This window comes from Clostridium sp. AT4, assembly GCF_001517625.2.
Classification (GTDB): domain Bacteria; phylum Bacillota; class Clostridia; order Lachnospirales; family Lachnospiraceae; genus Enterocloster.
Genome location: NZ_LN999826.1, coordinates 19,768 through 45,004 on the forward strand (window position 1 = coordinate 19,768; position 25,237 = coordinate 45,004).

Below are 25,237 nucleotides of genomic sequence, written 5' to 3' on the forward strand. Positions count from 1 at the left end.
GTGAAAAAGACAGTTATGAAAAAAAAGGGACGCATTCTGGGAGGAGCGTTGAATGCGGCATTAAAGCTTCTTTTAATCTTTCTGATCGCGTATCCTTTTATCTGGATGGTATTTACATCTTTTAAACCGTATAAGGAGACAACGATTTATCCGCCTACCCTGCTCCCTACCAACTGGACAACAGAAGGGTATGTAAAGGCGTTGGAAATGGTGGATGTGGCAACGTTTCTTAAGAATTCCCTGATTGTAAGCCTGACTGTTCTGGTACTTCAGTATCTGGTGATTGTACCGGCGGCTTATGCCTTTGCCAGATGTAAATTCCGTTTTAAGGGATTTTTCTTTGGTATCGTACTGCTTGGTTTTATGATTCCTCAGCAGGTTACCTTTATTCCTATTTATCTGATGTTCAGCAAGGCAGGGCTGCTCCAGAGCCTGATTCCCCAAATTCTTCCGTTTATCTCCAACGCGTTTGGAATCTTCCTGCTCCGGCAGTATTTTATGCAGATCCCGGAGGAGATTATTGAGGCGGCCAGACTGGATGATGCGGGAGAGTTAAAAATCATTTTGAGGATTATGATCCCCATGGCAAGGCCGGCTATTTTTACGATTGGACTTCTCAGCTTTATTTCCAGCTGGAATTCCTATTTCTGGCCGCTTATCATGACGACTAAGGATGCTTACCGCACACTGCCGATCGGTGTGGCTATGTTGAACAGCCAGGAGGGCGGAAGGCTCTGGAATGTCCTGATGGCTGGAAATATGTTTCTGGTGGTTCCGATCCTGATCGTTTATCTGTTTGCAAATAAACAGATTCGCAAGGCATTTGCTTATTCTGGAATTAAATAAAAACGGAGGCTGCACATGAAAAAGAAATTAGTTGTACTGTCGGTGGACTCGCTGTTTGACGAGGACATGGAATTTTTAAAAACTCTTCCTAATTTTAAGAAGATACTGGATCAAGGCTGTTACGCGGAAGGCGGGATGAGGAGTGTCTATCCTTCTTTCACATATCCCGCCCATGCATCCATTATCACGGGAACCTGGCCGGAGTTCCATGGAATTTACCATAATGAGAAGTTAGATGTGGGAAATCCTTCGCCGGATTGGTATTGGTACCATAAGGATCTAAAGGTGGATACCATTTTGGATGTGGCTCACCGGCAGGGGCTTACGACTGCGTGCGTGGGCTGGCCCTGTATGGGAGCAGATCCCAATGTGGACTGGCTGGTGGCAGAGATTTGGCCTGAGAATGATAAAGTGGATCCCAGACCTATTTTAAAGACAGGATGCAGTGAAAACATGTTTGAGGCGGGGGGAGTTATGGAGCGCCATTGGCACAAGCTGAGAAAAACCACCCAGCCCTTTATGGATCACATGATGGTAGGTGCATCCTGCGATATCATACGCCGTTATCAGCCGGATATACTGTTTATTCATCTGTCCCATCTGGATCATACCCGACATGCCAATGGGATTCATGGGCCGGCTGTGAACCAGGCGATCATTGCCAATGATGACTGGCTTGGCCGCCTGATGGAGGCTGCTATGGATGCAGGGGTTTATGAAGATACAAATTTTGCAGTGATCAGCGATCATGGCCATTTGCCAGTGAAGCAGATGTTCAATCCCAATGTTCTTTTAGCAGAAGAAGGCTTCATCCGGTTGGATGAAAATGGAAGGATTGCCAGCTGGGATGCTTATTGTAATTCAACCTCGCTGTCCTGTCAGGTGGTGTTAAAAGATCCGGCAGACAAAGAGGTGAGGGATAAGCTGGAAGCGCTGCTGTACCAGATGAGGAAGAATCCTGCCTATGGTGTGGAATGTGTATATAATAAGGAAGAGGTGGAGAAAGAGCAGCATCTTACCGGAGATTTTGAGTATGTGCTGGAAGGAATGGCAGGGACAAGCTTTGGAGCTGCCTGCACCGGGGAAGTTTTAGTGAAGCCGGATAATTCCGATTATAAATTCTCGGTAGCGTCTCACGGCCATCTGCCCCACAAGGGCCCACAGCCTGTATTTATGATAGCCGGACCGGACGTGAAGAAAGGGGCAGTGATCCCCAGACAGCGGATCATCGACGAGGCACCTACGTTTGCAAAGATTTTCGGGTTCGATCTGCCAGATGCAAAAGGTACGGTTTTAAAAGAAATTTTAAAATAAATTCCTACAAGGAGGAGAAAGGAAGGTACGTTTTATGAAAAGAAGAGGAGCTTTGGTAATGAGCGCATTGCTGATGACCTCGCTGCTGTCCGGATGCGGAGGCGGCCAGGCGGACGCTGAAAAGACTCAGGAGGCGGCGCAGACGCAAGCTCAGGGAGAAAACCAGTCTCAGGCAGAGGCTGGGGAGACATCTGCTGTGAATCCCGATGCTACGGAAGTTCTGTTCTGGATCAGTTTAAGCGGCGGTATGGGTGAGACGATTGAAGAGATTGTAAATAATTATAATGCCAGCCAGGACAAGGTTCATGTGACGGTAGAATTCCAGGGAAACTATTATGATATGGCAGCCAAGCTGCAGACAGCAGTTACTTCCGGCGAGATGCCTCATGTAGCACAGCTGGAAATGGGCCGTACAAAAATGTTTGCAGATTATGGCGTTCTTCAGGATATGACAGAACTGGCTCAGGAGGCAGGGCTGGATACCAGTATGTTTTTTGAAGGCCTTATGAGCAGCTGTGACTGGGGAGAGGGATTATATGCGCTTCCCTTTAACCGCAGCACTCCTATGTTCTACTACAATAAAGATATGTTTGAAGAAGTGGGATTGGATCCGGAAGCTCCGCCTCAGACCTGGGATGAACTGAAAGAATATGCTGCAAAGCTTTCTATTCCCGACGAGCGATGGGGATTTGAGATGCCCATTGACGCCTGGTTCTACGAAGCATTTATTATGCAGTCGGATGGACGGATTTTGAATGAGGATGAGACAGACATAGGCTTTAACAACGAGACGGGAACAGAACCTCTGGCTATGTGGAAGAGCATGATCAGTGAAGGCATCATGAAGGCGCCTCCAGGAAAAGAGTACAATTCCTATGAAGCAGCCCGCTCAGATTTCTCCGCAGGTATCACTGGCATGATTGTGACATCTTCCGGTGATCTGGGTACTCTGAACAGCTCCTGTGATTTTGAAGTAGGGACTGCATTCCTTCCTAAAAATACCCGGTTTGGTGTTCCTACCGGAGGAGCGAATGTGGTAATGATGGCTGGTTTGGAAGAAGATTCGGCAGCTACCATGGATTTCCTGAAATACTTAACCAGCCCTGAGGTTGCAGCATATTGGGCTACAAAGACTGGTTATGTACCTTCCAGCCAGGCTGCAGCAGATACAGATGTATATCAGGAGTATATCAGCGCTAATGGCAATGCCAAGACTGCCCTGGAGCAGATGCAGTACACGGATATTCCAAGACCCATCAATGAGGATTATCCACAGATCCACTCTGAGATCATGATGACAGAGATTCAGCGCTGCATTGAGGAGCCTTCTTATACACCGGAGCAGGCTGTAACAGCAATCTCCGAGCAGACGAAAGCTCTTTTAGCTAAATAAACAAAGCAAGTATTATAACGTATGGAAGCACAGGAATCAAACCTGTGCTTCCTGCATCAAAGGGAAAATGCATAAACATGGAGGAAAAAATGGAATTGAACAAGTATATTGACCATACATATTTAAAGCCTTTTGCAATGGAATCGGATATTATCAGAATCTGTGACGAAGCAAAGAAATATCATTTCGCGTCGGTGTGCGTGAACCCCTGTAATGTTCCGCTGGTAGCAAAGGAGCTGGCAGGAAGCGATGTGGCTGTCTGCAGCGTAGTAGGCTTCCCTTTTGGTACTCATACTACTAAGACGAAGCTGTTTGAGACCAGAGAAGCTCTGGACAATGGAGCAGATGAAATCGATATGGTAATCAATGTAGGACGTCTGATCCAGGGAGATGAGGCGTACGTGGAACAGGAGGTAGCCGCTTTGGTACAGCTGTGCCATGAGAGAGGAAAAATTCTCAAGGTTATTATTGAAACCTGCTATCTCAATGAGGAGCAGATTAAAGCCATGTGCAGCATTGTGGAAAGTACCCATGCGGATTTTATTAAAACATCCACAGGCTATGGTTCCAGAGGTGCAAATTTTGAAGATATTGAGCTGTTTAAGAAATACTTGAAGATACCGGCAAAGATGAAGGCCTCCGGCGGTATCCGTACTACGGAAGATGCGAAACGATACGTGGAATCAGGGTGTAGCCGTCTTGGAACGAGCAACGGTGTGTCTATTATGGAAGGAACGAAAGCACAGGAAGAATATTAAAGAATCCGGGGGATTATTTGTGTTGAGATAGCGGTTTTGAAGCTGCGGGAAAGGGAGAAGGAGGAGAAGATTGAGATGGTGAGGGATATGATCGCCATGCTTTCCGATGTGAATCTGTTTTCAACGGTCATGCGCCTTGGGCTGGCTCTTCTTCTGGGGGGAGTTTTAGGCATTGAACGCGGGAGAAGGAGACGTCCTGCCGGTCTGCGCACATACATGATCGTGTGTATGGCCAGTGCATTGGTGATGCTTACCGGTCAGTTTCTGTTTGAAACATTTCATACAGGAGATCCTTCCCGACTGGGAGCCCAGGTCATAAGCGGCATCGGTTTTCTCGGAGCTGGAACCATCATTATCACTTCCAAACAGGTGAAGGGACTTACAACGGCTGCCGGTCTGTGGGCTTCTGCCTGTCTGGGGCTGGCAGTGGGAGCCGGTTTTTATGCCGGAGCTATCACATGCGGAATTTTTTTGCTTTTAGTATTTTCGTGTATGTCAAAGCTGGATACCCGTCTTCGCAAAAATGCAAAGCAAATCAGTTTTTTTGCAGAATTTAAGTCCATGAAAGCTCTGGGAGAATTTATCCATATGATGAGGGATAAAAATTACAAGATTTATGATGTAGAGATCAATCGGAGCAAGGATACAGTGGGAGATCTGGTGGGAGCTGTATTCTGGGTGGATTTAAATGCTCCTGCCGATCATGTTCAGGTCATTGCAGATTTTTCCAGTTTTCAGGAGGTCAGGTATGTTGAAGAACTGGAGGTATTGTAGAGCCGGGCTTTAAGCTGTTGTTTTTCTAAAAAGGAGATGAAACGTTTCATATGTATGGCGTTCATCTCCTTTTTTGATACAGCGGATAAGCGGCCTAACAAAATATGAAATAAAAATGGCGGAGTGCTTATCGTAACACTCCGTCGAAAGTCTCGCCGGGTTGCGCATGAAAAATCAGAGGCGTGGTGGGTTCTGTTGCTATCATTATACAACGTTTATTGCGGCTGTCAAGATTCATTTTCTTTTTGAGTTTCCGCAAACTGTAACTGTAATTAATTGTAACTTAATTGTTTCAAACATTCTGTTAAAATCTTTCTAATATGAGGAATTCAATGAAACAGGGGCATTGCAAAACGGAAAGCTTCCATAGGAACTTCGTTTTACAATGCCCTTCTCTTTGTTTTATAAAATATTTAGTTACTATTCTTCTCCGCCTTCATCTCAGCCATCTTCATTGCACGAACCTTCAATGGCAGGCCGAACAGGGTGATAAATCCGTCTGCATCATGGTGGTCATAGAGGTCGCCGGTGGTGAAGGAAGCCAGGGACTCGCTGTATAAGGAGTAAGGAGAGGTGGTTCCGGCCTTGATGATGTTGCCTTTGTAGAGCTTGAACTTAACCTCGCCGGTTACATATTCCTGAGTGGACTCTACGAATGCCTGAACAGCCTCGCGCAGAGGAGTAAACCATTTTCCTTCATATACGATCTGAGCCATACGGTTGCTCATATCCTTCTTTACATCCATAGTAGCGCGGTCCAGAACCAGCTCCTCTAACTGCTTGTGAGCCTCCATCAGGATGGTTCCACCGGGAGTCTCATAAACGCCTCTGGACTTCATTCCTACTACACGGTTTTCTACAATATCTACAATACCGATACCATGCTTTCCGCCCAGCTCATTTAACTTGCGGATCACATCGGAAACCTTCATCTGTACGCCGTTTACGCTGGTGGGAACGCCCTTTTCAAAGGTCATGGTTACATATTCGCCTTGATCGGGAGCTTCCTCAGGAGTAACGCCAAGTACCAGCATATTTGCAAAGTTTGGCTCTAAGGAAGGATCCTCAAGCTCCAGTCCCTCATGACTGATGTGCCAGATATTGCAGTCGCGGCTGTAGCTGTGGCTGTGATCGAAGGGAAGATCGATGCCGTGCTGCTTGCAGTATTCAATCTCATCCTCACGGGACTGCATTTTCCATACATCGGTCATACGCCAGGGAGCGATGATCTTGATGTCGGGAGCCAGAGCCTTGATGGATAATTCAAAACGGATCTGGTCATTTCCCTTGCCGGTAGCACCGTGGCAGATGGCAACTGCACCTTCCTTGCGGGCGATGTCAACCAGGCGTTTTGCGATGGCAGGACGGGCCATAGAGGTACCTAACAGGTATTTATTCTCATAAACAGCATCTGCCTTTACGCAGGGCATAATGTAGTTATCACAGAAATCATCTACCAGGTCTTCAATATATAATTTGGAAGCGCCGGAAAGCTTTGCTCTCTCTTCCAGACCTTCCAACTCTTTGCCCTGTCCGCAGTCGATGCAGCAGCAGATTACATCATATCCAAAATTTTCCTTTAACCACGGAATAACAGCAGTGGTGTCCAGACCGCCGGAATAAGCTAAAACAACTTTTTCTTTCATCGTTATATCCTCCAAAAATTATATTCAACAATCTTTCATAAATATACACCACAATTCGGGAAAATGCAAGTATAAAATAAAAAAATAAAAAAATGTTGCATATTATGCATCTTGGATGTATAATTATGAAATCAAAACTCCAGAGGGAGAGATTCAGGGAAAAAGAACGGCTTATTTTCCCTCAAAAAATCTCAATTAGCGGGATGTTTAAATATGAATGGTTTCTTATATAAAGGAGAGTATGAATGATGATTAAGGCAGGAATTATCGGATCCACAGGATATGCGGGAGGAGAGCTGGCAAGGCTTTTGCTTCAGAGAGAAGATGTGGAGATCAAATGGTACGGTTCCAGAAGCTACATTGACCAGAAATATGCATCTGTTTATCAGAATATGTTTAAACTGGTGGATGCAGAGTGTATGGATGACAATATGAAGGAACTGGCAGAGCAGGTGGATGTGGTATTTACCGCTACTCCCCAGGGCTTATGCTCCACTCTGGTAAATGAGGATGTTCTTTCCAAAGTAAAGATCATTGACCTCAGCGCAGATTTCCGTATTAAGGATGTGGAAATTTATAAACAGTGGTATAAGCTGGAGCATGGTTCACCGGAATATATTAAGGAAGCTGTTTACGGACTGCCGGAGATTAACCGGGACAAAATTAAGGATGCAAGGCTGATTGCCAATCCGGGCTGCTTTCCTACCTGTTCCTTTTTATCCACGTATCCTTTAGTGAAAGAAGGGATCATTGATCCCAATACACTGATCATTGACGCCAAGTCCGGCACCTCCGGGGCAGGAAGAGGCGCGAAAGTAGACAGCCTGTACTGTGAGGTAAATGAAAATATCAAGGCATACGGGGTAGGCGTCCACCGCCATACGCCTGAGATTGAGGAGCAGCTGTCCTATGCGGCAGGAAAGCCCGTTACCATCAGCTTTACCCCTCATCTGGTTCCCATGAACCGGGGGATCCTGGTGACAGCCTATGCCTCCCTTGCAGCGGATGTGACAGAAAAAGAGATCAGAGCCGCCTATGAGAAATATTATAAGAATGAATATTTTGTCCGCCTCTTAGAACCGGGAGTGGTTCCCCAGACAAGATGGGTTGAGGGAAGCAATTTTGCAGACGTAAACTTCAAGCTTGATCCCAGAACTAAGAGGGTCGTGATGATGGGAGCCATTGACAATATGGTAAAGGGCGCAGCCGGACAGGCAGTCCAGAATATGAACCTGATGTTTGGCCTTCCGGAAAACACAGGCTTAAAGCAGGTGCCGTTATTCCCGTGATACAGGGGCTGAAAGCCGTTTGACACATCATTTTTCAAAAGAGACAGGAGGGAGCAGTACCAATGTCAGGAACAATGGAGATTCTGATCCGTGAAATGGCCATAGAGGATTATGAAGCGGTATATCATCTGTGGACAGAGATCCGGGGCTTTGGAATCCGGAGTATAGATGATTCAAAAGAGGGAGTGGAGCGATTTCTGAAACGCAATCCCACCACCAGCGTAGTGGCAGTTCAGAATGGACGGATTGTGGGAAATATTCTCTGCGGCCATGACGGGCGCACGGGCTGCTTCTATCATGTCTGTGTAGATCCGGATTACCGCAAGCACGGGATTGGTTACCGGATGGTAAGAGCCGCCATTCACGCCCTGCAGAAAGAGGGTGTCAGCAAGATCAGCCTCATTGCCTTTAAGAGCAATGAGATTGGAAATGCCTTCTGGCAGGGCATTGGCTGGACGGAACGGGAAGATATCAACAGCTATGAATTTATATTGAATGAGGAAAATATCACACGGTTTGTAAAATAGGAGGAAATGTATTATGTATGAAGTGATTCAGGGCGGCGTTACAGCCGCAAAGGGATTTATGGCAGCATTTACGGCAGCAGGAATTAAATATAAGAACCGTCCCGATATGGCTATGATCTACAGCCAGGTTCCCTGTGAGTCCGCAGGAACCTTTACCACCAATCTTGTAAAGGCGGCTCCTGTCAAATGGGATAAGGCCCAGGTGACAAGCGGCGCGAAAGCCCAGGCAGTGATCGTAAATGCAGGAATCGCCAATGCCTGTACGGGAAAAGAGGGAATGGACTACTGCGCTCAGACTGCCAAGGCTGCAGCAGAAGCATTAAATATTAAGGAAGACAGCGTTCTTGTGGCCTCCACCGGAGTGATCGGAATGCAGCTCCCCATGGAACGCATTGAAGCAGGGATCCGGGCCATGGCCCCTGAATTGGGGGATAGCTTAGAGAGCGGAACTGAGGCCTCAAAGGCTATTATGACAACGGATACGAAGAATAAGGAAGTGGCTGTCAAAGTAGTTCTTGGGGGCGTACCTGTTACCATCGGCGGCATGTGTAAGGGATCCGGCATGATCCACCCCAATATGTGCACCATGTTAAGCTTTGTCACAACAGACGCAGCCATTTCCAAGGAACTTCTGCAGGAGGCATTAAGCGAGGATATCAAGGATACCTACAACATGATTTCCGTAGACGGGGACACTTCTACCAATGATACGGTGCTTCTTCTGGCAAACGGCCTTGCAGGAAATCCTGAGATCACAGAGAAAAATGAGGATTACAAAGCCTTCTGCGAGGCATTAAATTATATCAATGAAACACTTGCAAAGAAGATGGCAGGAGACGGAGAAGGCTGTACGGCTCTTTTTGAGGTAAAGATCAAGGGAGCGCAGACAAAGGAGCAGGCAAAGATTCTGGCAAAATCCGTGATCACTTCCAGCCTTACAAAGGCGGCGATTTTCGGTCATGACGCCAACTGGGGCCGCATCCTCTGCGCCATGGGCTATTCCGGCGCAGAGTTTGATCCGGAGCAGGTGGATCTGTATTTTGAGAGCGCCGCAGGCAGCATGCAGATCATAAAGGATGGCGTGGCTGTAGACTACAGTGAGGAGCAGGCTACAAAGATCCTTTCCGAGCCGGAGGTTACAGCCATTGCGGATATTAAGATGGGAACCGAGGAGGCGGCAGCCTGGGGTTGTGACCTGACCTTTGATTATGTAAAGATCAACGCAGACTACCGGTCATAAAATGGCGGCAGAAAACAGGGAATACAGAATATGAATTCAGGGAGGAAATGAGAAATGAATCTGGAACCAATGCAGAAGGCAGCTGTTTTAATTGAGGCCCTTCCATATATTCAGCGTTTTAACCGCAAAATTGTAGTGGTAAAATACGGCGGCAGCGCCATGGTAGATGAAGAGTTAAAGAAAAAGGTCATTCAGGACGTAGTTCTTTTAAAACTGGTAGGCTTTAAGCCCATAATTGTCCACGGCGGAGGAAAGGAGATCAGCCGCTGGGTCGGAAAGGTAGGCATGGAACCCCATTTTATCAACGGCCTGCGCGTTACCGACGAGCCTACCATGGAGATTGCGGAAATGGTATTAAATAAAGTAAATAAGAGCCTGGTACAGCTGGTAAATGAGCTTGGCATCAAGGCAGTGGGAATCAGTGGAAAAGACGGCATGATGTTAAAATGCCATAAAAAGCTTTCCGGCGGTCAGGATATCGGCTATGTGGGAGAAATCGATTCCGTAGATCCGGAAATTATCCATGACCTTTTGGAAAAGGATTTCCTGCCGATTATCTGCCCCATTGGCTATGACGAGCACTTCCAGAGCTACAATATCAATGCAGATGATGCAGCCTGCGCCATCGCAAGGGCGGTTCAGGCGGAAAAGCTGGCCTTTCTTACAGATGTAGAAGGCGTATATAAAGATTTTGAAGATAAGGATTCCCTGATTTCTGAAATGGAAGTGGATGAGGCACAGGCCTTTGTAGACAGCGGAAGCCTGGGAGGCGGTATGCTTCCAAAGCTTCAAAACTGCATTGACGCCATTAAAAACGGCGTTTCCAGAGTTCATATTCTGGATGGACGGATTCCACACTGCCTGCTGCTTGAAATCTTTACAGATAAGGGTATCGGAACTGCCATCTATAATTCAAAAGAGGATGAGAGGTATTACCATGGCTGATGAAAAAATGATCAATCGGGCTGAACAGGTTCTGTATAAAACATACAATCGCTTCCCGGTGGTGTTTGACCACGGAAAAGGAGTAACTCTCTGGGACAGCGAGGGGCAGGAATATCTGGACTTCGGCGCAGGAATTGCGGTTATGGGTCTGGGATACGCAGATGAGGAATACACCCAGGCGGTAAAGGCTCAGCTGGATAAATTGACCCATATTTCCAACCTGTTTTACAATGAACCTTCAATTACAGCAGGAGAGAAGCTGTTAAAAGTCTCCGGCATGGACAAGGTGTTTTTTACCAACAGCGGCACCGAGGCGGTTGAAGGAGCGTTAAAGATCGCAAAGAGATATCATTATAATAAGCTTCATGAAACAATGGGGGACGGCTTTGACGGCTGCGAGGAAAAGGAAATCGACATGACAGGAGAGATCATTGCCATGAACCATTCCTTTCACGGCCGCAGCCTGGGCGCTTTGTCCGTAACTGGAAATGCCCACTATCAGGCGCCCTTTGCTCCGCTGATCCCGGGAATCCGTTTTGCGGATTTTAACGATCTGGACAGTGTGAAATCACAGATTACAGACAAGACCTGCGCCATTATCATGGAAACCATTCAGGGAGAGGGAGGAATTTACCCGGCAGAGGAAGCCTTTTTAAAGGGCGTCCGGGCGCTGTGCGATGAGCACGATATCCTGCTGATCCTGGATGAGATCCAGTGCGGAATGGGACGCACCGGAGAGATGTTCGCCTGGCAGCATTACGGCGTAAAGCCGGATGTGATGACCGTGGCAAAGGCCCTTGGAAACGGCGTTCCTATCGGAGCCTTCCTGGCCTGCGGAAAGGCAGCCACAGCTATGGTTCCGGGAGACCACGGCACCACCTACGGCGGAAATCCCCTGGTGACAGCGGCAGCGGGAGCAGTTCTTGATATTTTTGAAAAGAGACAGATCACAGACCATGTCAAAGAGGTAGGAGCTTACCTTTATGAAAAACTGGAGGAGCTTACCCAAAAATACGATATCATCTGCGGCCACAGAGGTCGGGGACTGATCCAGGGGCTGGAGTTTACCGTTCCTGCAGGCCCTATTGTATCAAAAGCTCTTTTAGAGGAGAAGCTGGTTTTGATCAGTGCAGGCAGCCATATTATCCGGTTTGTGCCGCCGCTTATTATTCAGAAGTCGGATGTGGATGAAATGGCGGCGCGGCTGGAACGGGTGCTGAAAAATTTATAAGGTGTGTAAAAGATTCGTATATAAGCGAAAAGACAGAGTTGTATAAAAATAGGGGGATAAATCAATCATCAATGCCAGATGATTGATTTATCCCTCTGATTGCTAAAGATTGAAAATATCCGCATGTGTTCCTGTGTCCACCAGAGTGAGGGTCAGGATGTCATTTTCGATAAGATAAACTAAAAGCCAATCTGGTTTAATATGACATTCATGGAAGCCTTTTAACTAGCCGCTTAATTCGTGATCATGATATTTTGGTTCCAGTTGTTTACCCTGACGAAGTGTGTCAACAACATAATCCAAAAGGGCAAGATCCAGTCCCCTTTTTTTCATGAGTTTGTAGCTTTTTTTGTAAGCGGTTGTGAATTTTACTGTGTACATTTATTCTTCAAGTGTCCTTCGCAGTTCATACATACTATTATATCCCTTGACGTCAGGATCACGGGAGATGCGTTTGGCTTCATCCATGGCATCAAGTGTGCGCTGATTGTAATGGGGCATTTCAATATTAAATGGAAGTCCGCCTCTAAGCACACATTGATGAAGAAACAAATTTACTGCACCAGACATATCGAGTCCAAGGGTATTAAACAAATCAGTGGCCTGTTTTTTGATGTCTGCATCAATTCTGATCTGGGTAGGTGCTGTTGCCATATAATCACCGCCTTTCAGGTATATTATATGTAATTTGGTTTACAATGTCAATCAAATAAATGGTAAAATCACTTTTTCCTTGATTTTTTAGCATTTTTAAGGCTCTTTTTTGAGGCTTTTTTAGCCTTGGAGCCTTTTTTTGTTTTTTCCGGTTTGTCGGAGCGGCCAACGGACAGAAAATCAGAATCCTGAAGCTCTGGAGTGGTATCTGTGATCGGAGGTACAGTGTCCGGGGCGAGAGATTGAGGGCTGGAAGCTGGCGGATCAGATGGTATCTGTTCATCTGCCCTATATTCCACGATATCCTCAATACGGCAGTCTAAAAGGCGGCAGAGTGTTTCAAGCGTGTGAGTAGAAACGTGCATATTTTTTTTCAGGCGTCCGATCTGTCCGGCGCTGAAGCCATGAAATTTGATTAGTTTATACTGGGTCATACCGCGGTTTGTCATGGTATCCCATAAACGGTCATATCGAATCATTGACCATTCCTCCTAAATAATATATTATCAGTAAACGGATTATATCATAAGATGGATATGGATACAAGAGGGACTGAAAAAATAACGAATGACAAACCTACAGCACAATGATATAATTTACTGAGCATCGTATAGTATGAGGAGATTGTATGCTGGATTACAGGATAGCGGCAGTCTGCGGAGCTGCCCTGGGGGCTGCTCTGGCAGCCCGTTCAAAATATGAGAGAAAATCGCTGTCTGTGGAGGAAACAGAGGTGTTTTCGGATCGTCTTACCAGAGACTGGATCTTTGTATTTCTTTCCGATCTCCATGAAAATGAATTTGGGCCGGAAAATGAACAGCTGATAGCAGCCATTGACCGCATAAAGCCGGATGGGATTTTAATCGGAGGCGATCTGATCGTCACGAAAAAGGGACAGGCAAGAACAAGAGTATCGGAGCCCCTTCTGGCCGCGCTGGCTTCCCGTTATCCCATATACTGCGGAAACGGCAATCACGAAAGCCGCATGAGATGGCGGAAGGAAGAATACAAAGATGGCTATGAACAATACAGAGCATATCTTAAGAAGCTGGGAATCTGTCTTTTAGAAGATCAGTCTGTACTGGTCGGAGACGAGATACGGGTTTCCGGGCTGGAACTGGATCCCTGTTTTTATAAAAAGGCATATTCCAAAAAACTGGCATTGATGGATCAAGCTTATATAGAGAAAAAGCTGGGGCCTGCCAGCAGGGATCATTTTCAGATCCTTCTGGCCCATTCGCCGCTCTTTTTTGAGGCATACAGGAAGTGGGGAGCCGATTTGACGCTGTCCGGCCATTTTCATGGAGGCACCATACGGCTTCCGGTTTTGGGAGGCGTGATGACGCCCCAGTATCAGTTTTTTCTGCCGGAATGTGCCGGAACCCATGAAAAGGGCGGGAAATATATGGCGGTGAGCAGAGGCCTTGGAACTCATTCCATCAATATCCGGTTAAATAATCGACCTCAGCTCTTAGTCGTCCGGTTAAAGAGGAAAATAACGTAATTATGGAAACAATTACCTATAAACTGGAGCATTTTGAAGGCCCTCTGGATCTTCTGCTCCATCTGATCGAAAAGAACAAGATTGATATCTATGATATTCCCATTGTGGAAATTACGGCCCAATATCTGGCCTATGTGCGCCAGATGGAACGGGAAGACTTAAATATAGTCAGCGACTTTCTTGTCATGGCTGCAACCCTTCTGGATATCAAGGCCAAGATGCTTCTTCCGAAGGAAGTAAATGAGGAAGGGGAGGAAATAGACCCCAGGGCAGAGCTTGTGAGCCGTCTGCTGGAATACAAGCGTTATAAACTTTTGGCAGAAGAACTGGCAGAGCGGGAGGAGGGAGCGCTGATGCATTTTTATAAGGCGTCTACCCTTCCGCCTGAGGTTGCAAAATACCAGCCGCCGGTAGATCTGGATGAGCTTTTGGATGGAATGACGCTTGCAAAGCTGAAACGGATTTTTGAGCAGGTGATGAAACGCCAGGAAAATAAGGTGGATCCTATCCGCAGTAAATTTGGAACGATCCGGAGAGAGCCGGTAAGTCTTGAAACAAAGATAGGTTCTGTACTGGCTTATGCGAGAAAAAAACGGCGTTTCAGTTTTCGCCAGCTTTTAGAGCGCCAGTCCGATAAGCTGGAGATCGTAGTAACCTTTCTGGCAGTGCTGGAGCTGATGAAAATTGGAAAGATCCATCTGACCCAGGAGGAAACCTTTGGAGATATGGATATTGAAGCTCTGGAACCGGAGGGCATGGATGAAGAGCCGGATCTTGCAGAACTGAGTGATTTTGAGGAATAGGAAATGGAAAACAGCAGTATCAATGTAAATTTTGAGCCTGTGGAAAATGAAAAGGATCAGGAGGCCGTTATTGAGGCAGTGCTTTTTACCATAGGCGGGGCCGTGGAGCTGCGCCAGCTGGCAGCGGCCATTGGACAGGATAAGGAAACGGCCAAAAGGGCGGTAGAGCGGCTGGCAAAGCGTTACCGGGAAGAAACAAGGGGAATGGAGATTAAACAGTTAGAGGACAGCTATCAGATGTGTACCCGCTCTGAATATTATGAAAACCTCATCCGCGTGGCGGCAGCGCCTAAAAAGCAGGTGCTGTCCGATGTGGTTCTGGAAACACTGTCTATTATTGCTTACCGGCAGCCGGTGACAAAGATGGAGATTGAGAAGATCCGCGGGGTAAAGTCGGATCATGCGGTAAACCGTCTGGTGGAGTATGATCTGGTCTATGAGGCGGGCCGTCTGGATGCACCGGGCCGTCCCGCCCTGTTTGCCACTACAGAGGAATTTATGCGCCGGTTCGGTGTGGATTCTCTGGGAGAGCTTCCGGATGTGGATCCGGAACAGGAGGCTCTCATCCGGGCAGAGGTAGAGGAGGAGCTGCAGCTGAGCGTGGAGGAGCTTCAGAAAGATATGGAGGAATAGCCGGAGAAAAGAATCAGGTGCCGGAAACTGATGCCGCAGTCCGTCACCTCAGGGGACAAATGGGAATATGCTAGGGTAACCCGTTTGAAGAGGAGCGGTTTTGTGTTTCAGAGTTTTATTCTGGTGCTGGCGCTGTGTGCCGACACCTTTGGGGCAGGTCTTGCCTATGGGACAAATCGAATACGGGTCGGTTTTGGAAAGGTGCTGTTTTTAAATGGAATCTGCAGCGTCTGCCTGGGACTGGCTATGACAGCAGGCTTTTTTGCCGCAGAGAGGCTTTCGGGGATCAATCTTCGCACTCTCTGCGGAGGAAGCCTTATTTTTATGGGATTGTTTCGTCTCACGGACTTTTCCCTGCGAAGATGGATCCGGATGCATTGGGATAATGGACGCAGTTTCTGCTTTTCTCGTTCCGGTATTCATGTGCTTATACGGATCTGGAGTGATCCCATGGAAGCAGATGCAGATGGCTCTCACAGTCTGGAATGGAAGGAAACATTTATTTTAAGCCTTGCAATGTCCTTAGACAGTCTGGCTGCCGGAGCTGCAGCAGCCCTTTCAGAGGGAAGAATTGCTCTTACAGTGCTTTTGTCTCTTTTGGTGGGAACTGCGGTCACAGAAGCCGGGCTTATGGCCGGCCGCTTTGCCGCTGAGAAAGGGAAGAGAGACCTGGGATGGCTCAGCGGTCTGCTTTTGATAGCGGTGGGGATTGGGAAGCTGTAGGGGGGCGGAAGCTCTTGGTAAAAATGTACACATAAAAAAACTTGCAACCCCTTTGATTGTATGATACTTTACTCTGGTAAAGCGAAAAAAGTGTATTTACAATGCAAAGGGAGGACAGGAAGATGCTGCAATTTTTGAATACTGCGTTAAAGGCCATTGATGATCTTGTATGGGGAGTTCCGCTGATTGTGCTGATTTTGGCAACAGGGATTTATCTGACGGTACGTCTGAAGGGGATGCAGATCCGAAAACTTCCCGCTGCTCTGCGCTACATGGTTCAGAATGAAGAAGAGGGAAGCGGAGAGGTTACCAGCTTTGGAGCTCTTTGTACTGCCATGTCAGCAACGATCGGAACGGGAAATATTGTAGGTGTAGCGACCGCCATTGTGGCTGGTGGACCGGGCGCTTTATTCTGGATGTGGATTGCCGCTTTATTTGGAATGGCAACCAAATATGCAGAGGGTGTTCTGGCAATCTGCTATCGAAGTGTAGACAAAGAAACCGGTCATGTTTTGGGAGGTCCCTTTTACTATATCGAAAACGGAATGGGAAAGAAATGGAGATGGCTGGGAAAAATATTTGCTTTTTTTGGCGCCGGTGTCGGTCTTCTGGGAATCGGAACCTTTACTCAGGTTAATGGCATTACTTCTGCAGTAGGAGATTTTTTTGATAGTCAGAAAGCCTGTACGGTGGCGCTGTTTGGAAGAGAGTATACGGTGGCCGTGCTGATCGCCGGACTGATTTTGACAATTTGTGTTGCACTGGTGGTTTTGGGGGGATTGGAGCGTATTGCTACCGTTTCCCAGATTATCGTGCCGTTTATGGCTGTCTTTTATGTGGCTGCATGCATCACGATTTTATGTGTAAATGCACAAAAGGTTCCTATGGCATTTAAGATGATACTGGAAAGCGCCTTTGGACTTCGGCCGGCAGCAGGAGGCGCTTTGGGAAGCATTCTTCTTGCAATGCAGAAGGGAATCGCAAGAGGCATTTTTTCAAATGAGGCAGGATTGGGAAGCGCTCCCATTGCTGCTGCAGCAGCCCGTACCAGAGAACCGGTTCGTCAGGGACTGGTTTCGATGACGGGAACCTTTATAGATACGATTATAATCTGTACCATGACAGGTCTTTCAATTGTGCTGACCGGAGCCTATGAGACAGGTCTGGAGGGGGTTGCAGTAACCACTTATGCCTTTAATCACGGGCTTCCTCTGCCCGCCTGGGCCAGTTCCTTTCTTCTGATGGCGTGCCTGATTTTCTTTGCATTTACAACTATTATAGGATGGAATTATTATGGGGAACGCTGTCTGGAGTATTTGTCAGGAGGAAGCAGACGTGCAGTAATGACGTATCGTTTCTTATATATCCTTGCTATTTTTATCGGGCCGTTTATGACGGTTGAGGCGGTCTGGACGATTGCCGATATCTTTAATGCGCTGATGGCAATTCCCAATCTGATTGCGGTACTTGCCCTCAGCGGAGTTGTTGCAGCAGAAACGGGAGATTACTGGAAACGAATGAAAAAATAAGATAGAAGTCTGATTTTAATACGCCTATTGACGGAGCCTTGTATCCATGGTAAGATAGCATCACCAATTAAGACACAATACATAGTGTGCTGACAAAAAAGATAAAACACAATATATAGTATATAATGTAATCGTTCTATTGAGAGGTGACGTATGGATCTAACCAGAGTAAAGGTAGTAAAAAAAGACGGAACAAAAGAGGATTTTAACGTTCAGAAGGTGATTTCCGCCATCAGCAAGTCCGCTGAGAGGGCCATGATCACATTTTCAAAGGCAGAACTGAATTTTATCTGCGAATTTGTAGAAGAGAAGGTTCAGGAGCTGGATCAGGAGCTGATCCCAATTCCCCAGATGCACAATATTGTAGAAGGCGCTCTTGAAAAGGTAAATCCTCTGGTGGCAAAGAGCTATCGGGATTACAGAAACTATAAGCAGGATTTTGTCCGGATGCTGGATGATGTGTATAAGAAGAGCCAGTCTATTATGTACATCGGTGATAAGGAGAACAGCAATACGGACAGCGCCCTGGTATCTACGAAGCGCAGCCTGATTTTTAATGAATTAAATAAATCCCTGTATCAGAAGTTTTTTATGACCGTGGAGGAGCTTCAGGCCTGCCGAGAGGGGTATATTTACATCCATGATATGTCTGCCAGACGCGACACCATGAACTGCTGTCTGTTTGATGTAAAGGCGGTTCTGACCGGGGGCTTTGAGATGGGAAATCTCTGGTATAACGAGCCGAAAACGTTGGATGTGGCCTTTGATGTGATCGGGGATATTGTCTTAAGTGCGGCCAGCCAGCAGTACGGAGGTTTTACGGTTCCCAGCGTGGAGGAGATCCTGGCGCCCTATGCGGAAAAATCTTATGAAAAGTACATTGAAAAATATCTGGATCTGGGTCTTGCAGCGGACAAGGCCAAAGAGGTGGCCTGGAAGGATGTACAGAGGGATATGGAGCAGGGCTTTCAGGGATGGGAGTACAAGTTTAACTCCGTTTCTTCCAGCCGGGGAGATTACCCCTTTATCACCATGACAGCAGGCACGGGAACGAGCCGTTTTGCCAAGATGGCGACTATGACCATGCTCAATGTGCGCAAGGGCGGACAGGGAAAGAAGGATCATAAAAAGCCTGTGCTTTTCCCGAAGATCGTATTCCTTTATGATGAGGCTCTTCACGGGCCGGGAGGCGAGCTGGAGGATGTGTTTGAGGCAGGGATCGACTGCTCCAGCAAGACCATGTATCCCGACTGGCTGTCCCTGACGGGAAAGGGGTATATCGCCAGTATGTATAAGCGCTATGGCAAAATCATTTCCCCTATGGGCTGCCGTGCCTTTTTATCCCCCTGGTATGAGCGGGGCGGAATGTATCCGGCAGATGATAAGGACTCTCCCGTATTTGTGGGACGGTTTAATATCGGCGTAGTCAGCCTTCACCTTCCTATGATCCTTGCAAAGGCAAGACAGGAGAGCCGGGATTTCTACGAGGTGCTGGACTACTATCTGGAGCTGATCCGCAAGATCCATATCCGCACCTACGCTTACCTGGGCGAGCTGAAGGCATCTACCAATCCGCTGGCCTACTGTGAAGGCGGTTTTTACGGCGGTCATCTGGGCCTGCATGATAAGATCAAGCCCCTTCTTAAAACTGCCACAGCATCCTTTGGCATCACAGCCTTTAATGAGCTTCAGCAGCTGTATAACAAAAAGTCTCTGGTAGAAGATGGACAGTTTGCGCTGGAGGTTCTGGAGCATATCAATAAAAAGATTGAGGAATTTAAGGAAGAGGATGGCAATCTGTATGCCATTTATGCGACTCCGGCGGAAAATCTCTGCGGCCTTCAGGTAAAGCAGTTCCGTGAAAAGTACGGCATCATTGAAAATGTGTCGGACAGGGAGTATGTGAGCAACGGCTTCCATTGTCATGTGACAGAGGACATTACGCCGATTGAAAAGCAGGATCTGGAGTACCGTTTCTGGGAACTGAGCAACGGAGGAAAGATCCAGTATGTGAAATACCCCATCAGCTACAATAAAGAAGCCATCCGTACTCTGGTGCGCCGGGCGATGAAGATGGGCTTTTATGAGGGAGTAAATCTGTCGCTGGCTTACTGTGACGACTGCGGCCATGAGGAACTGGAGATGGATGTGTGTCCTGTCTGCGGCAGCCGCAACCTGACAAAGATTGACCGTATGAACGGTTACCTGAGTTATTCGAGAGTAAAGGGAGATACCCGTTTGAATGAAGCCAAGATGGCTGAAATAGCAGAGAGAAAGAGCATGTAAGAGAAATGAGCAAAAAGGCCGTCGGTATCTGATGCGTTCATCAGACCGGCGGCCTTTTATGGCTCAGACTGGGATTTAGCCAGTAATCCTTCTATATATCCTTCTGCCTTTTTCTTATCTCCCGGACTTAACCGGTCAAACAGTTCCAGAAAGGCCTTTTGCTGCTCTGTGATTGTAGCGGCGGAGCCGTCCGTACTGTAAAACTGGGAAATGGTAATGCCCATGGCCTCGCAGATATGGCGTATGGTGGGGACACTGGGGATGGAAGTGCGGCGGAAAAGATTTCCTATGCTGTTTGGGGAAACGTCCATTTCCTTTGCAAGGCGGTAATGGCTCCAGCCTCTGATGCGGCAGAGTTCTTCAATACGTTCCAGCTCAAAACTCATTGTAGTCCTATCAGAAGAGACATCCTTAGAGGATCATCTGCTTCTGCCTCCTGTCGTGCTGTCATTTTCGTGCTTTGTATTATTGTATCCCACAGTTATAAAAAACATCAGGCTGAAATAGAGTGCATGATTTATGCACGAAATAGTGTACAAATGAATAAAAATTACCTTATGCGCAGAAATATACAGTTAGAATCTGTGGATGAAAGGATCTTTAAGCGCTTCTTCTTTGGGAGAGTCGGGGCGGTAGCCAAGGAGGCTGTTTGGGTCTGTTTCAAAGAATTCACACAGGCCTTTCAGTTCAATGTCAGTCACCAGACGTTTGCCGAGCTCGATCCGCAGAATGGTCAGCTTGGAAAAATTGTAGCCATTGACCTGCAGTCTGGCGGCCAGTTCATCCTGAGTCAGCTTTCGAGCCATCCGCAGCTGGCGGATCCGGCTGCCAATGATATTTTTCTGCTCACTGGTGGTTATCTTTCGCATAAAAACTCCTGAATTAATGGTGTACACAAGGCACACCTGTAAAATAATGGTTATGTACTAACTGATTGTAATGAAGAAAATCGAAAAAAAGGTTCCAATAATGAAATTTGGGAAAATAAATTTTGTGGAGGAGGGGGCTTGGGATACTGTGAGGAAGGAAGTATGCACTTCCATGAATTTCCATGAGGGAAAATCAGGTGGAAAAAAAAGCGGGTTTATGTTAGACTGGTAGGTAGTACAAAAGAAAGGCTGGCGTATATGAAAAAGTTTATTGAAGAGTTTAAGGCATTTGCACTGAAGGGCAATATGGTCGATCTGGCAGTTGGTATGATTATCGGCAGTGCGTTTACCAGTATTGTTAATTCGCTGGTGAATGATATTTTTATGCCTGTGCTGAGTATTTTTACGGGAAAAATCGATTTTTCCAATATGTTTATTGCTCTGGATGGGAATAAATATCCTACCTTGGAGGCGGCTAAAGAAGTGACGGCTACCATTAACTATGGTTCTTTTATTACTCAGACCATCAATTTTCTGTTAATGGCTCTGGTGGTATTTCTGGCAGTAAAGGCCATCAGTCGTCTGGAAAAAATAGGAAAACAGCCGGAAGCGCCTAAAGCTCCTACGGAGAAAAAATGCCCCTACTGCAGCACCATGATCCCGTTGAGTGCTGTGCGGTGCCCTCACTGCACCTCTAATCTGGATGAACAGGAAAAATAAAGCAGGAGAATAAATAAGATGCGGTATCACAATATTACAAAGGATGATATGCTGAACGGAGAAGGGCTGCGGACTGTGCTGTGGGTGGCAGGATGCAGCCATAACTGTCCCGGCTGCCACAATCCCGTGACCTGGGATGTGAGGGGCGGACTGCCGTTTGATGAGGCGGCAAAAGAGGAGCTGTTTGCTGAACTGGAGAAGGATTATATTTCAGGTGTGACCTTCAGCGGAGGAGATCCCCTTCATCCGGCCAACAGAGAGGACATAGCCCGTCTGGCAGAGGAGATCCGCGGGCGTTATCCCAATAAGACCATATGGCTGTATACAGGCTATGACTGGGAGCAGATCTGTGAATTTGCGCTGCTTAAAAATATAGATGTAGTGGTGGATGGAGAATTCATAGAAGCATATAAGGACGGCAGCCTTCACTGGAAGGGAAGCTCCAATCAGAGAGTGATCGATGTGCAGAGATCCCTTCTTATGGGGGAAGCGGTTCTGTATGAGGAGCCGGACACATGAGGCAGAGCCCTTTGGCAGAAAACCGGCGAAAAGGGATAAAATAAGAGATTGAGAACAAAATACAGGAGAACAGAAAAACGATGATCAGCCGTATTGCAAAATTTCATAAAGTAAGCTTTGAACAATTTAAAGGAGATTGGGAGGATACCTTTGGAAAGCAGGAGGATATACGCAGTATTTATGAGGATATCCGTCTTCCAGAGCGTGCTACTTCAGGCTCTGCAGGATACGATTTTTTTGCTCCAAAAGCATTTGTCATTCAGCCGGGGGAAACGGTAAAGATCCCTACAGGCATCCGGGCAGAAATTGATGAGGGCTGGGTGCTGGCTTTATTTCCAAGAAGCAGCCTGGGATTTAAGTACCGCCTGCAGCTTAATAATACGGTAGGTATTATTGACAGCGATTATTTTTACTCAGATAATGAAGGCCATATGTTTATTAAGATAACGAATGATTCCAATGAAGATAAAACGCTGGAACTGCCAAAGGGCGCAGGCGTTGTCCAGGGGATTTTCCTGCCTTTCGGCATCACCTTAGATGACGCCAGCAGCGGACAGAGAAATGGCGGCTTTGGAAGCACAGATAAAGGAAGGAACTGATCATGGAAGGCAGCAGGAGAAGAAGCTCCTATCCAGGGGGGAGCCGTCCGCTGGGAGCAGGCCGTCCCGGTGATGCAGGCCGGCGGCCGGTAAGGGCCGGCTCTTCATCCGGCCGGAGAAATGGGGGAAACTGCAGGCGGAGAAGGAGAAAGCGCCTGATGAAACGGATTCTCACAGCAGCGCTCTGCCTTATTCTCACAGGAGGAATCGCCTTTGGCGTAAGCCGTCTGGCAGGCTCCTTTCATTTTTCAAAGAAAAAGAAGCTCAGAGCTCAGGGTATTGAGCTTTTAAGGGGAGGAGATGCAGGCGGCGCCGTTTCTGCGTTTGATGAGGCCTTAGCAGCGGCGGGAGATAAAAGCAAAACCTTTAATATCGACGTTCTTTCTTATCGGGCCGAGGCAGAGATGATGCTGGATGATTTTGAGGCAGCAAAACACAGCTGGGATCTGATCCTGGAACAGGGAGGAGATCCCATTTCCGGGCGGTATATGAAGAGCTTTTGCGAGAGCCGTCTGGGGAATAAGGACCAGGCAGTGGCTTTATACAGAGAGGCTCTGGGGATGGAAGAAAAAGGAAAAATATCCCCTGGTTATGAACAGGCTCTTTTGGCAGCAGGAGAAGCCTGTATGGAGGCAGGAGACCATGAGGGCGCCAAGGTATTATATGAAGAGGCCTTAAGAACGACAGGAGGAGATGGGAGATTTGAAAGCAGGGTTCGCTGCCAGATGGGCTTATACCAGATGGCTGAAGAGGACTACGAAGGAGCTGCTGATTCGTTTTATCAGGGATATGACCGGCTGATCACCAGTTATAAAGCAGGTACGGGAGCCAGCCTGGATCAGGCATCGGCAGCAATTACAGAGGAAAATCAGGCAGACTGGCAGCTTCTTAAGAAGCTGGCGTTTTACCAGGCGGCTGTCTGTGAGTATATGCAGAACTATGAAGAGGCCAAAAGCCGTTTTGAAACATATATCCAGGTATTTGGGTCGGATGAGGCGGCGCAGCATGAGATTGACTTTTTAAATACCAGGATACGGTAGGGAGATATATGGCAGAACTGATTGATTTAAAGGAACTGGAGGAGCGAGTGATCCTGGTCGCTGTAAATGTGGGCGATGAGAGGGAGACGTCATCTTCTCTGGATGAACTGGAAGAACTGGCTCAGACTGCGGGAGCAGTCCCCATTGCAAGGATCGTTCAGAACCGTGAAGCTGTTCATCCTGGGACCTATCTGGGAAAAGGGAAGATTTTAGAGGTTCGAGAGCTCCTGGCTGACACGGGGGCAACGGGTGTCATCTGTGATGATGAGCTTTCCCCGGCCCAGCTGCGCAATCTGGAAGATGCGCTGGATACAAAGGTCATGGACCGCACCATGGTAATCCTGGATATTTTTGCTTCCAGGGCTCATACAAGAGAAGGAAAGATCCAGGTGGAACTGGCGCAGCTGCGTTACCGGGCCATCCGTCTGGTAGGCATGAGAAATTCTCTTTCACGTCTGGGCGGCGGTATCGGAACCAGGGGACCGGGAGAGAAAAAGCTGGAGACAGACCGCCGTCTGATCCACCAGCGGATCGGCCAGTTAAAGCGGGAGCTGGAGGATGTAAAGCGCCATAGAGAGGTCACAAGGCAGCACAGGGAGAAAAATTACAGCCTGACAGCAGCCATTGTGGGATATACCAATGCGGGAAAATCCACTCTGTTAAACCGGCTGACAGGAGCAGGGATCCTGGCGGAAAACAAGCTTTTTGCTACTCTGGATCCCACTACAAGGGCCTTTGTAATGGCAGATGGACAGCAGATCCTTTTGACGGATACGGTAGGATTTATCCGTAAGTTGCCCCATCATCTGATCGATGCCTTTAAGAGTACCCTGGAGGAGGCCCGCTACAGCGATGTGATCCTCCATGTGGTGGACTGCTCCAATCCCCAGATGGATATGCAGATGCATGTGGTAAAGGAAACCTTAAGAGAACTTGAGATTGTGGATAAGACCGTGGTGACGGTGTTTAATAAGATTGACCGTTTGGAGGGAAAGGAGACGGAGCTGCTTCCCAGAGATTTTTCCTCAGACTATCAGGTGAGGATTTCCGCTAAGACAGGAGACGGGTTAAAGGATCTGGAGCAGATTCTTGGGGGCATTATCCGCAGCAGCCGGGTTTATCTGGAAAAGGTATATCCCTACAGCGGTGCGGGAAAGATCCAGACCATACGCGCCTACGGACAGCTTTTGTCCGAGGAGTATACGGAGCAGGGCATTGCAGTAAAGGCCTATGTGCCCGCAGAGCTTTTTGAAGGGCTGTACCGGGATTAAACATACCATCAGTGGCAGTATTAGAAAATATAATAAAACACAACATCTTGTTTAATATATAACATATGGCATAGATGTTGTGTTTTTTGCGTTCCTCTGCTATAATGAAAAATACATTTCGGTT

27 protein-coding genes and 1 pseudogene are annotated in these 25,237 nt (G+C 47.3%); 22 read left to right on the forward strand and 6 right to left on the reverse strand.

The annotated features are described in order from the left end of the window. From BN3656_RS01990 to BN3656_RS02010, 5 genes are all read left to right on the forward strand, one after another. The gene (locus BN3656_RS01990) at positions 1-846 is read left to right on the forward strand and encodes a carbohydrate ABC transporter permease (RefSeq protein WP_242962919.1); all 846 of its coding nucleotides are present in this window, start codon (positions 1-3) and stop codon (positions 844-846) included. A 15-nt stretch (positions 847-861) separates the two neighbouring features. After that, complete coding sequence (locus tag BN3656_RS01995; protein WP_066543588.1) at positions 862-2,160, forward strand: ectonucleotide pyrophosphatase/phosphodiesterase; 1,299 nt, start codon at positions 862-864, stop codon at positions 2,158-2,160. Positions 2,161-2,194: 34 nt separating this feature from the next. Next, positions 2,195-3,553: an ABC transporter substrate-binding protein gene (locus tag BN3656_RS02000; protein WP_066543590.1), complete on the forward strand. Its 1,359-nt coding sequence runs from the start codon at positions 2,195-2,197 to the stop codon at positions 3,551-3,553. An 89-nt stretch (positions 3,554-3,642) separates the two neighbouring features. Next, complete coding sequence (gene deoC / locus BN3656_RS02005) at positions 3,643-4,311, forward strand: deoxyribose-phosphate aldolase (RefSeq protein ID WP_066544011.1); 669 nt, start codon at positions 3,643-3,645, stop codon at positions 4,309-4,311. A 36-nt stretch (positions 4,312-4,347) separates the two neighbouring features. Continuing rightward, positions 4,348-5,085: an MgtC/SapB family protein gene (locus tag BN3656_RS02010; RefSeq protein ID WP_242962920.1), complete on the forward strand. Its 738-nt coding sequence runs from the start codon at positions 4,348-4,350 to the stop codon at positions 5,083-5,085. Positions 5,086-5,498: 413 nt separating this feature from the next. Here BN3656_RS02010 and BN3656_RS02015 read toward each other — a convergent pair whose 3' ends face one another. Continuing rightward, positions 5,499-6,731 carry an argininosuccinate synthase gene (locus BN3656_RS02015; protein ID WP_066543591.1) on the reverse strand — a complete coding sequence of 411 codons (1,233 nt, stop codon included), beginning with the start codon at positions 6,729-6,731 and terminating at the stop codon, positions 5,499-5,501. Between the two features lie 248 nt (positions 6,732-6,979). Between BN3656_RS02015 and argC the strand changes: the two genes are divergently transcribed. The 5 genes from argC (at position 6,980) to BN3656_RS02040 (ending at position 11,963) form a co-directional block, all read left to right on the forward strand. Next, positions 6,980-8,020 (forward strand): N-acetyl-gamma-glutamyl-phosphate reductase, encoded by a 1,041-nt coding sequence (gene argC, locus BN3656_RS02020; RefSeq protein ID WP_066544016.1) that lies wholly within the window; start codon positions 6,980-6,982, stop codon positions 8,018-8,020. Between the two features lie 62 nt (positions 8,021-8,082). Next, a complete protein-coding gene (locus tag BN3656_RS02025) occupies positions 8,083-8,547 on the forward strand; it encodes a GNAT family N-acetyltransferase (RefSeq protein ID WP_066543592.1) in 465 nt (154 codons plus the stop codon). Between the two features lie 13 nt (positions 8,548-8,560). Beyond that, on the forward strand, positions 8,561-9,787 hold the full coding sequence (gene argJ / locus BN3656_RS02030; protein WP_066543593.1) for a bifunctional glutamate N-acetyltransferase/amino-acid acetyltransferase ArgJ: 1,227 nt from the start codon (positions 8,561-8,563) through the stop codon (positions 9,785-9,787). 54 nt (positions 9,788-9,841) lie between these two features. Continuing rightward, on the forward strand, positions 9,842-10,732 hold the full coding sequence (argB, locus tag BN3656_RS02035) for an acetylglutamate kinase (protein WP_066543594.1): 891 nt from the start codon (positions 9,842-9,844) through the stop codon (positions 10,730-10,732). Further along, positions 10,725-11,963: an aspartate aminotransferase family protein gene (locus BN3656_RS02040; protein WP_066543596.1), complete on the forward strand. Its 1,239-nt coding sequence runs from the start codon at positions 10,725-10,727 to the stop codon at positions 11,961-11,963. The genes argB and BN3656_RS02040 overlap by 8 nt, the downstream gene beginning before the upstream one ends. Positions 11,964-12,065: 102 nt before the next feature. Here the strand turns inward: BN3656_RS02040 and BN3656_RS02045 are convergent. The 3 genes and pseudogenes from BN3656_RS02045 to BN3656_RS02055 all read right to left on the reverse strand — a co-directional run bounded on the left by BN3656_RS02045 (position 12,066) and on the right by BN3656_RS02055 (position 13,096). Beyond that, positions 12,066-12,344, reverse strand: a pseudogene (locus tag BN3656_RS02045) (type II toxin-antitoxin system YafQ family toxin). Beyond that, positions 12,345-12,617 (reverse strand): type II toxin-antitoxin system RelB/DinJ family antitoxin, encoded by a 273-nt coding sequence (locus BN3656_RS02050; protein ID WP_066543598.1) that lies wholly within the window; start codon positions 12,615-12,617, stop codon positions 12,345-12,347. A gap of 68 nt (positions 12,618-12,685) precedes the next feature. Continuing rightward, positions 12,686-13,096: a helix-turn-helix transcriptional regulator gene (locus BN3656_RS02055; RefSeq protein ID WP_066543600.1), complete on the reverse strand. Its 411-nt coding sequence runs from the start codon at positions 13,094-13,096 to the stop codon at positions 12,686-12,688. A 149-nt stretch (positions 13,097-13,245) separates the two neighbouring features. Between BN3656_RS02055 and BN3656_RS02060 the strand changes: the two genes are divergently transcribed. The 6 genes from BN3656_RS02060 (at position 13,246) to nrdD (ending at position 20,095) form a co-directional block, all read left to right on the forward strand. After that, positions 13,246-14,121, forward strand: a complete 876-nt coding sequence (locus BN3656_RS02060) for a metallophosphoesterase (protein WP_066543601.1) — start codon at positions 13,246-13,248, stop codon at positions 14,119-14,121. A gap of 2 nt (positions 14,122-14,123) precedes the next feature. Continuing rightward, the gene (locus tag BN3656_RS02065; protein ID WP_066543602.1) at positions 14,124-14,924 is read left to right on the forward strand and encodes a segregation/condensation protein A; all 801 of its coding nucleotides are present in this window, start codon (positions 14,124-14,126) and stop codon (positions 14,922-14,924) included. Between the two features lie 3 nt (positions 14,925-14,927). After that, entirely contained in the window at positions 14,928-15,557 is a 630-nt protein-coding gene (gene scpB / locus BN3656_RS02070) for an SMC-Scp complex subunit ScpB (RefSeq protein ID WP_066543603.1), read from the forward strand. A 102-nt stretch (positions 15,558-15,659) separates the two neighbouring features. Continuing rightward, positions 15,660-16,280, forward strand: coding sequence for a manganese efflux pump (locus BN3656_RS02075; RefSeq protein ID WP_066543604.1), 621 nt, complete (start codon positions 15,660-15,662; stop codon positions 16,278-16,280). A gap of 122 nt (positions 16,281-16,402) precedes the next feature. Beyond that, positions 16,403-17,809 (forward strand): sodium:alanine symporter family protein, encoded by a 1,407-nt coding sequence (locus BN3656_RS02080; RefSeq protein ID WP_066543605.1) that lies wholly within the window; start codon positions 16,403-16,405, stop codon positions 17,807-17,809. Positions 17,810-17,962: 153 nt separating this feature from the next. Next, positions 17,963-20,095, forward strand: a complete 2,133-nt coding sequence (gene nrdD / locus BN3656_RS02085; RefSeq protein WP_066543607.1) for an anaerobic ribonucleoside-triphosphate reductase — start codon at positions 17,963-17,965, stop codon at positions 20,093-20,095. A 56-nt stretch (positions 20,096-20,151) separates the two neighbouring features. Here nrdD and BN3656_RS02090 read toward each other — a convergent pair whose 3' ends face one another. Then, complete coding sequence (locus tag BN3656_RS02090) at positions 20,152-20,481, reverse strand: helix-turn-helix transcriptional regulator (protein WP_066543609.1); 330 nt, start codon at positions 20,479-20,481, stop codon at positions 20,152-20,154. A gap of 189 nt (positions 20,482-20,670) precedes the next feature. Then, the gene (locus BN3656_RS02095) at positions 20,671-20,964 is read right to left on the reverse strand and encodes a helix-turn-helix transcriptional regulator (protein WP_066543611.1); all 294 of its coding nucleotides are present in this window, start codon (positions 20,962-20,964) and stop codon (positions 20,671-20,673) included. Between the two features lie 70 nt (positions 20,965-21,034). On the opposite strand from BN3656_RS02095, the gene BN3656_RS16570 reads away from it, so the two are divergent. The 6 genes from BN3656_RS16570 to hflX all read left to right on the forward strand — a co-directional run bounded on the left by BN3656_RS16570 (position 21,035) and on the right by hflX (position 25,113). Beyond that, a complete protein-coding gene (locus BN3656_RS16570; RefSeq protein ID WP_167544849.1) occupies positions 21,035-21,196 on the forward strand; it encodes a hypothetical protein in 162 nt (53 codons plus the stop codon). A gap of 26 nt (positions 21,197-21,222) precedes the next feature. Continuing rightward, positions 21,223-21,684 (forward strand): large conductance mechanosensitive channel protein MscL, encoded by a 462-nt coding sequence (gene mscL, locus BN3656_RS02100; RefSeq protein WP_066543613.1) that lies wholly within the window; start codon positions 21,223-21,225, stop codon positions 21,682-21,684. A gap of 18 nt (positions 21,685-21,702) precedes the next feature. Then, positions 21,703-22,203, forward strand: coding sequence for an anaerobic ribonucleoside-triphosphate reductase activating protein (nrdG, locus tag BN3656_RS02105; protein ID WP_066543615.1), 501 nt, complete (start codon positions 21,703-21,705; stop codon positions 22,201-22,203). A gap of 80 nt (positions 22,204-22,283) precedes the next feature. Beyond that, complete coding sequence (locus tag BN3656_RS02110; protein ID WP_331467892.1) at positions 22,284-22,802, forward strand: hypothetical protein; 519 nt, start codon at positions 22,284-22,286, stop codon at positions 22,800-22,802. Between the two features lie 2 nt (positions 22,803-22,804). Further along, entirely contained in the window at positions 22,805-23,842 is a 1,038-nt protein-coding gene (locus BN3656_RS02115) for a tetratricopeptide repeat protein (protein WP_066543616.1), read from the forward strand. Between the two features lie 8 nt (positions 23,843-23,850). Next, positions 23,851-25,113, forward strand: a complete 1,263-nt coding sequence (gene hflX / locus BN3656_RS02120) for a GTPase HflX (RefSeq protein ID WP_066543618.1) — start codon at positions 23,851-23,853, stop codon at positions 25,111-25,113. The last annotated feature ends 124 nt before the right edge of the window (positions 25,114-25,237 follow it).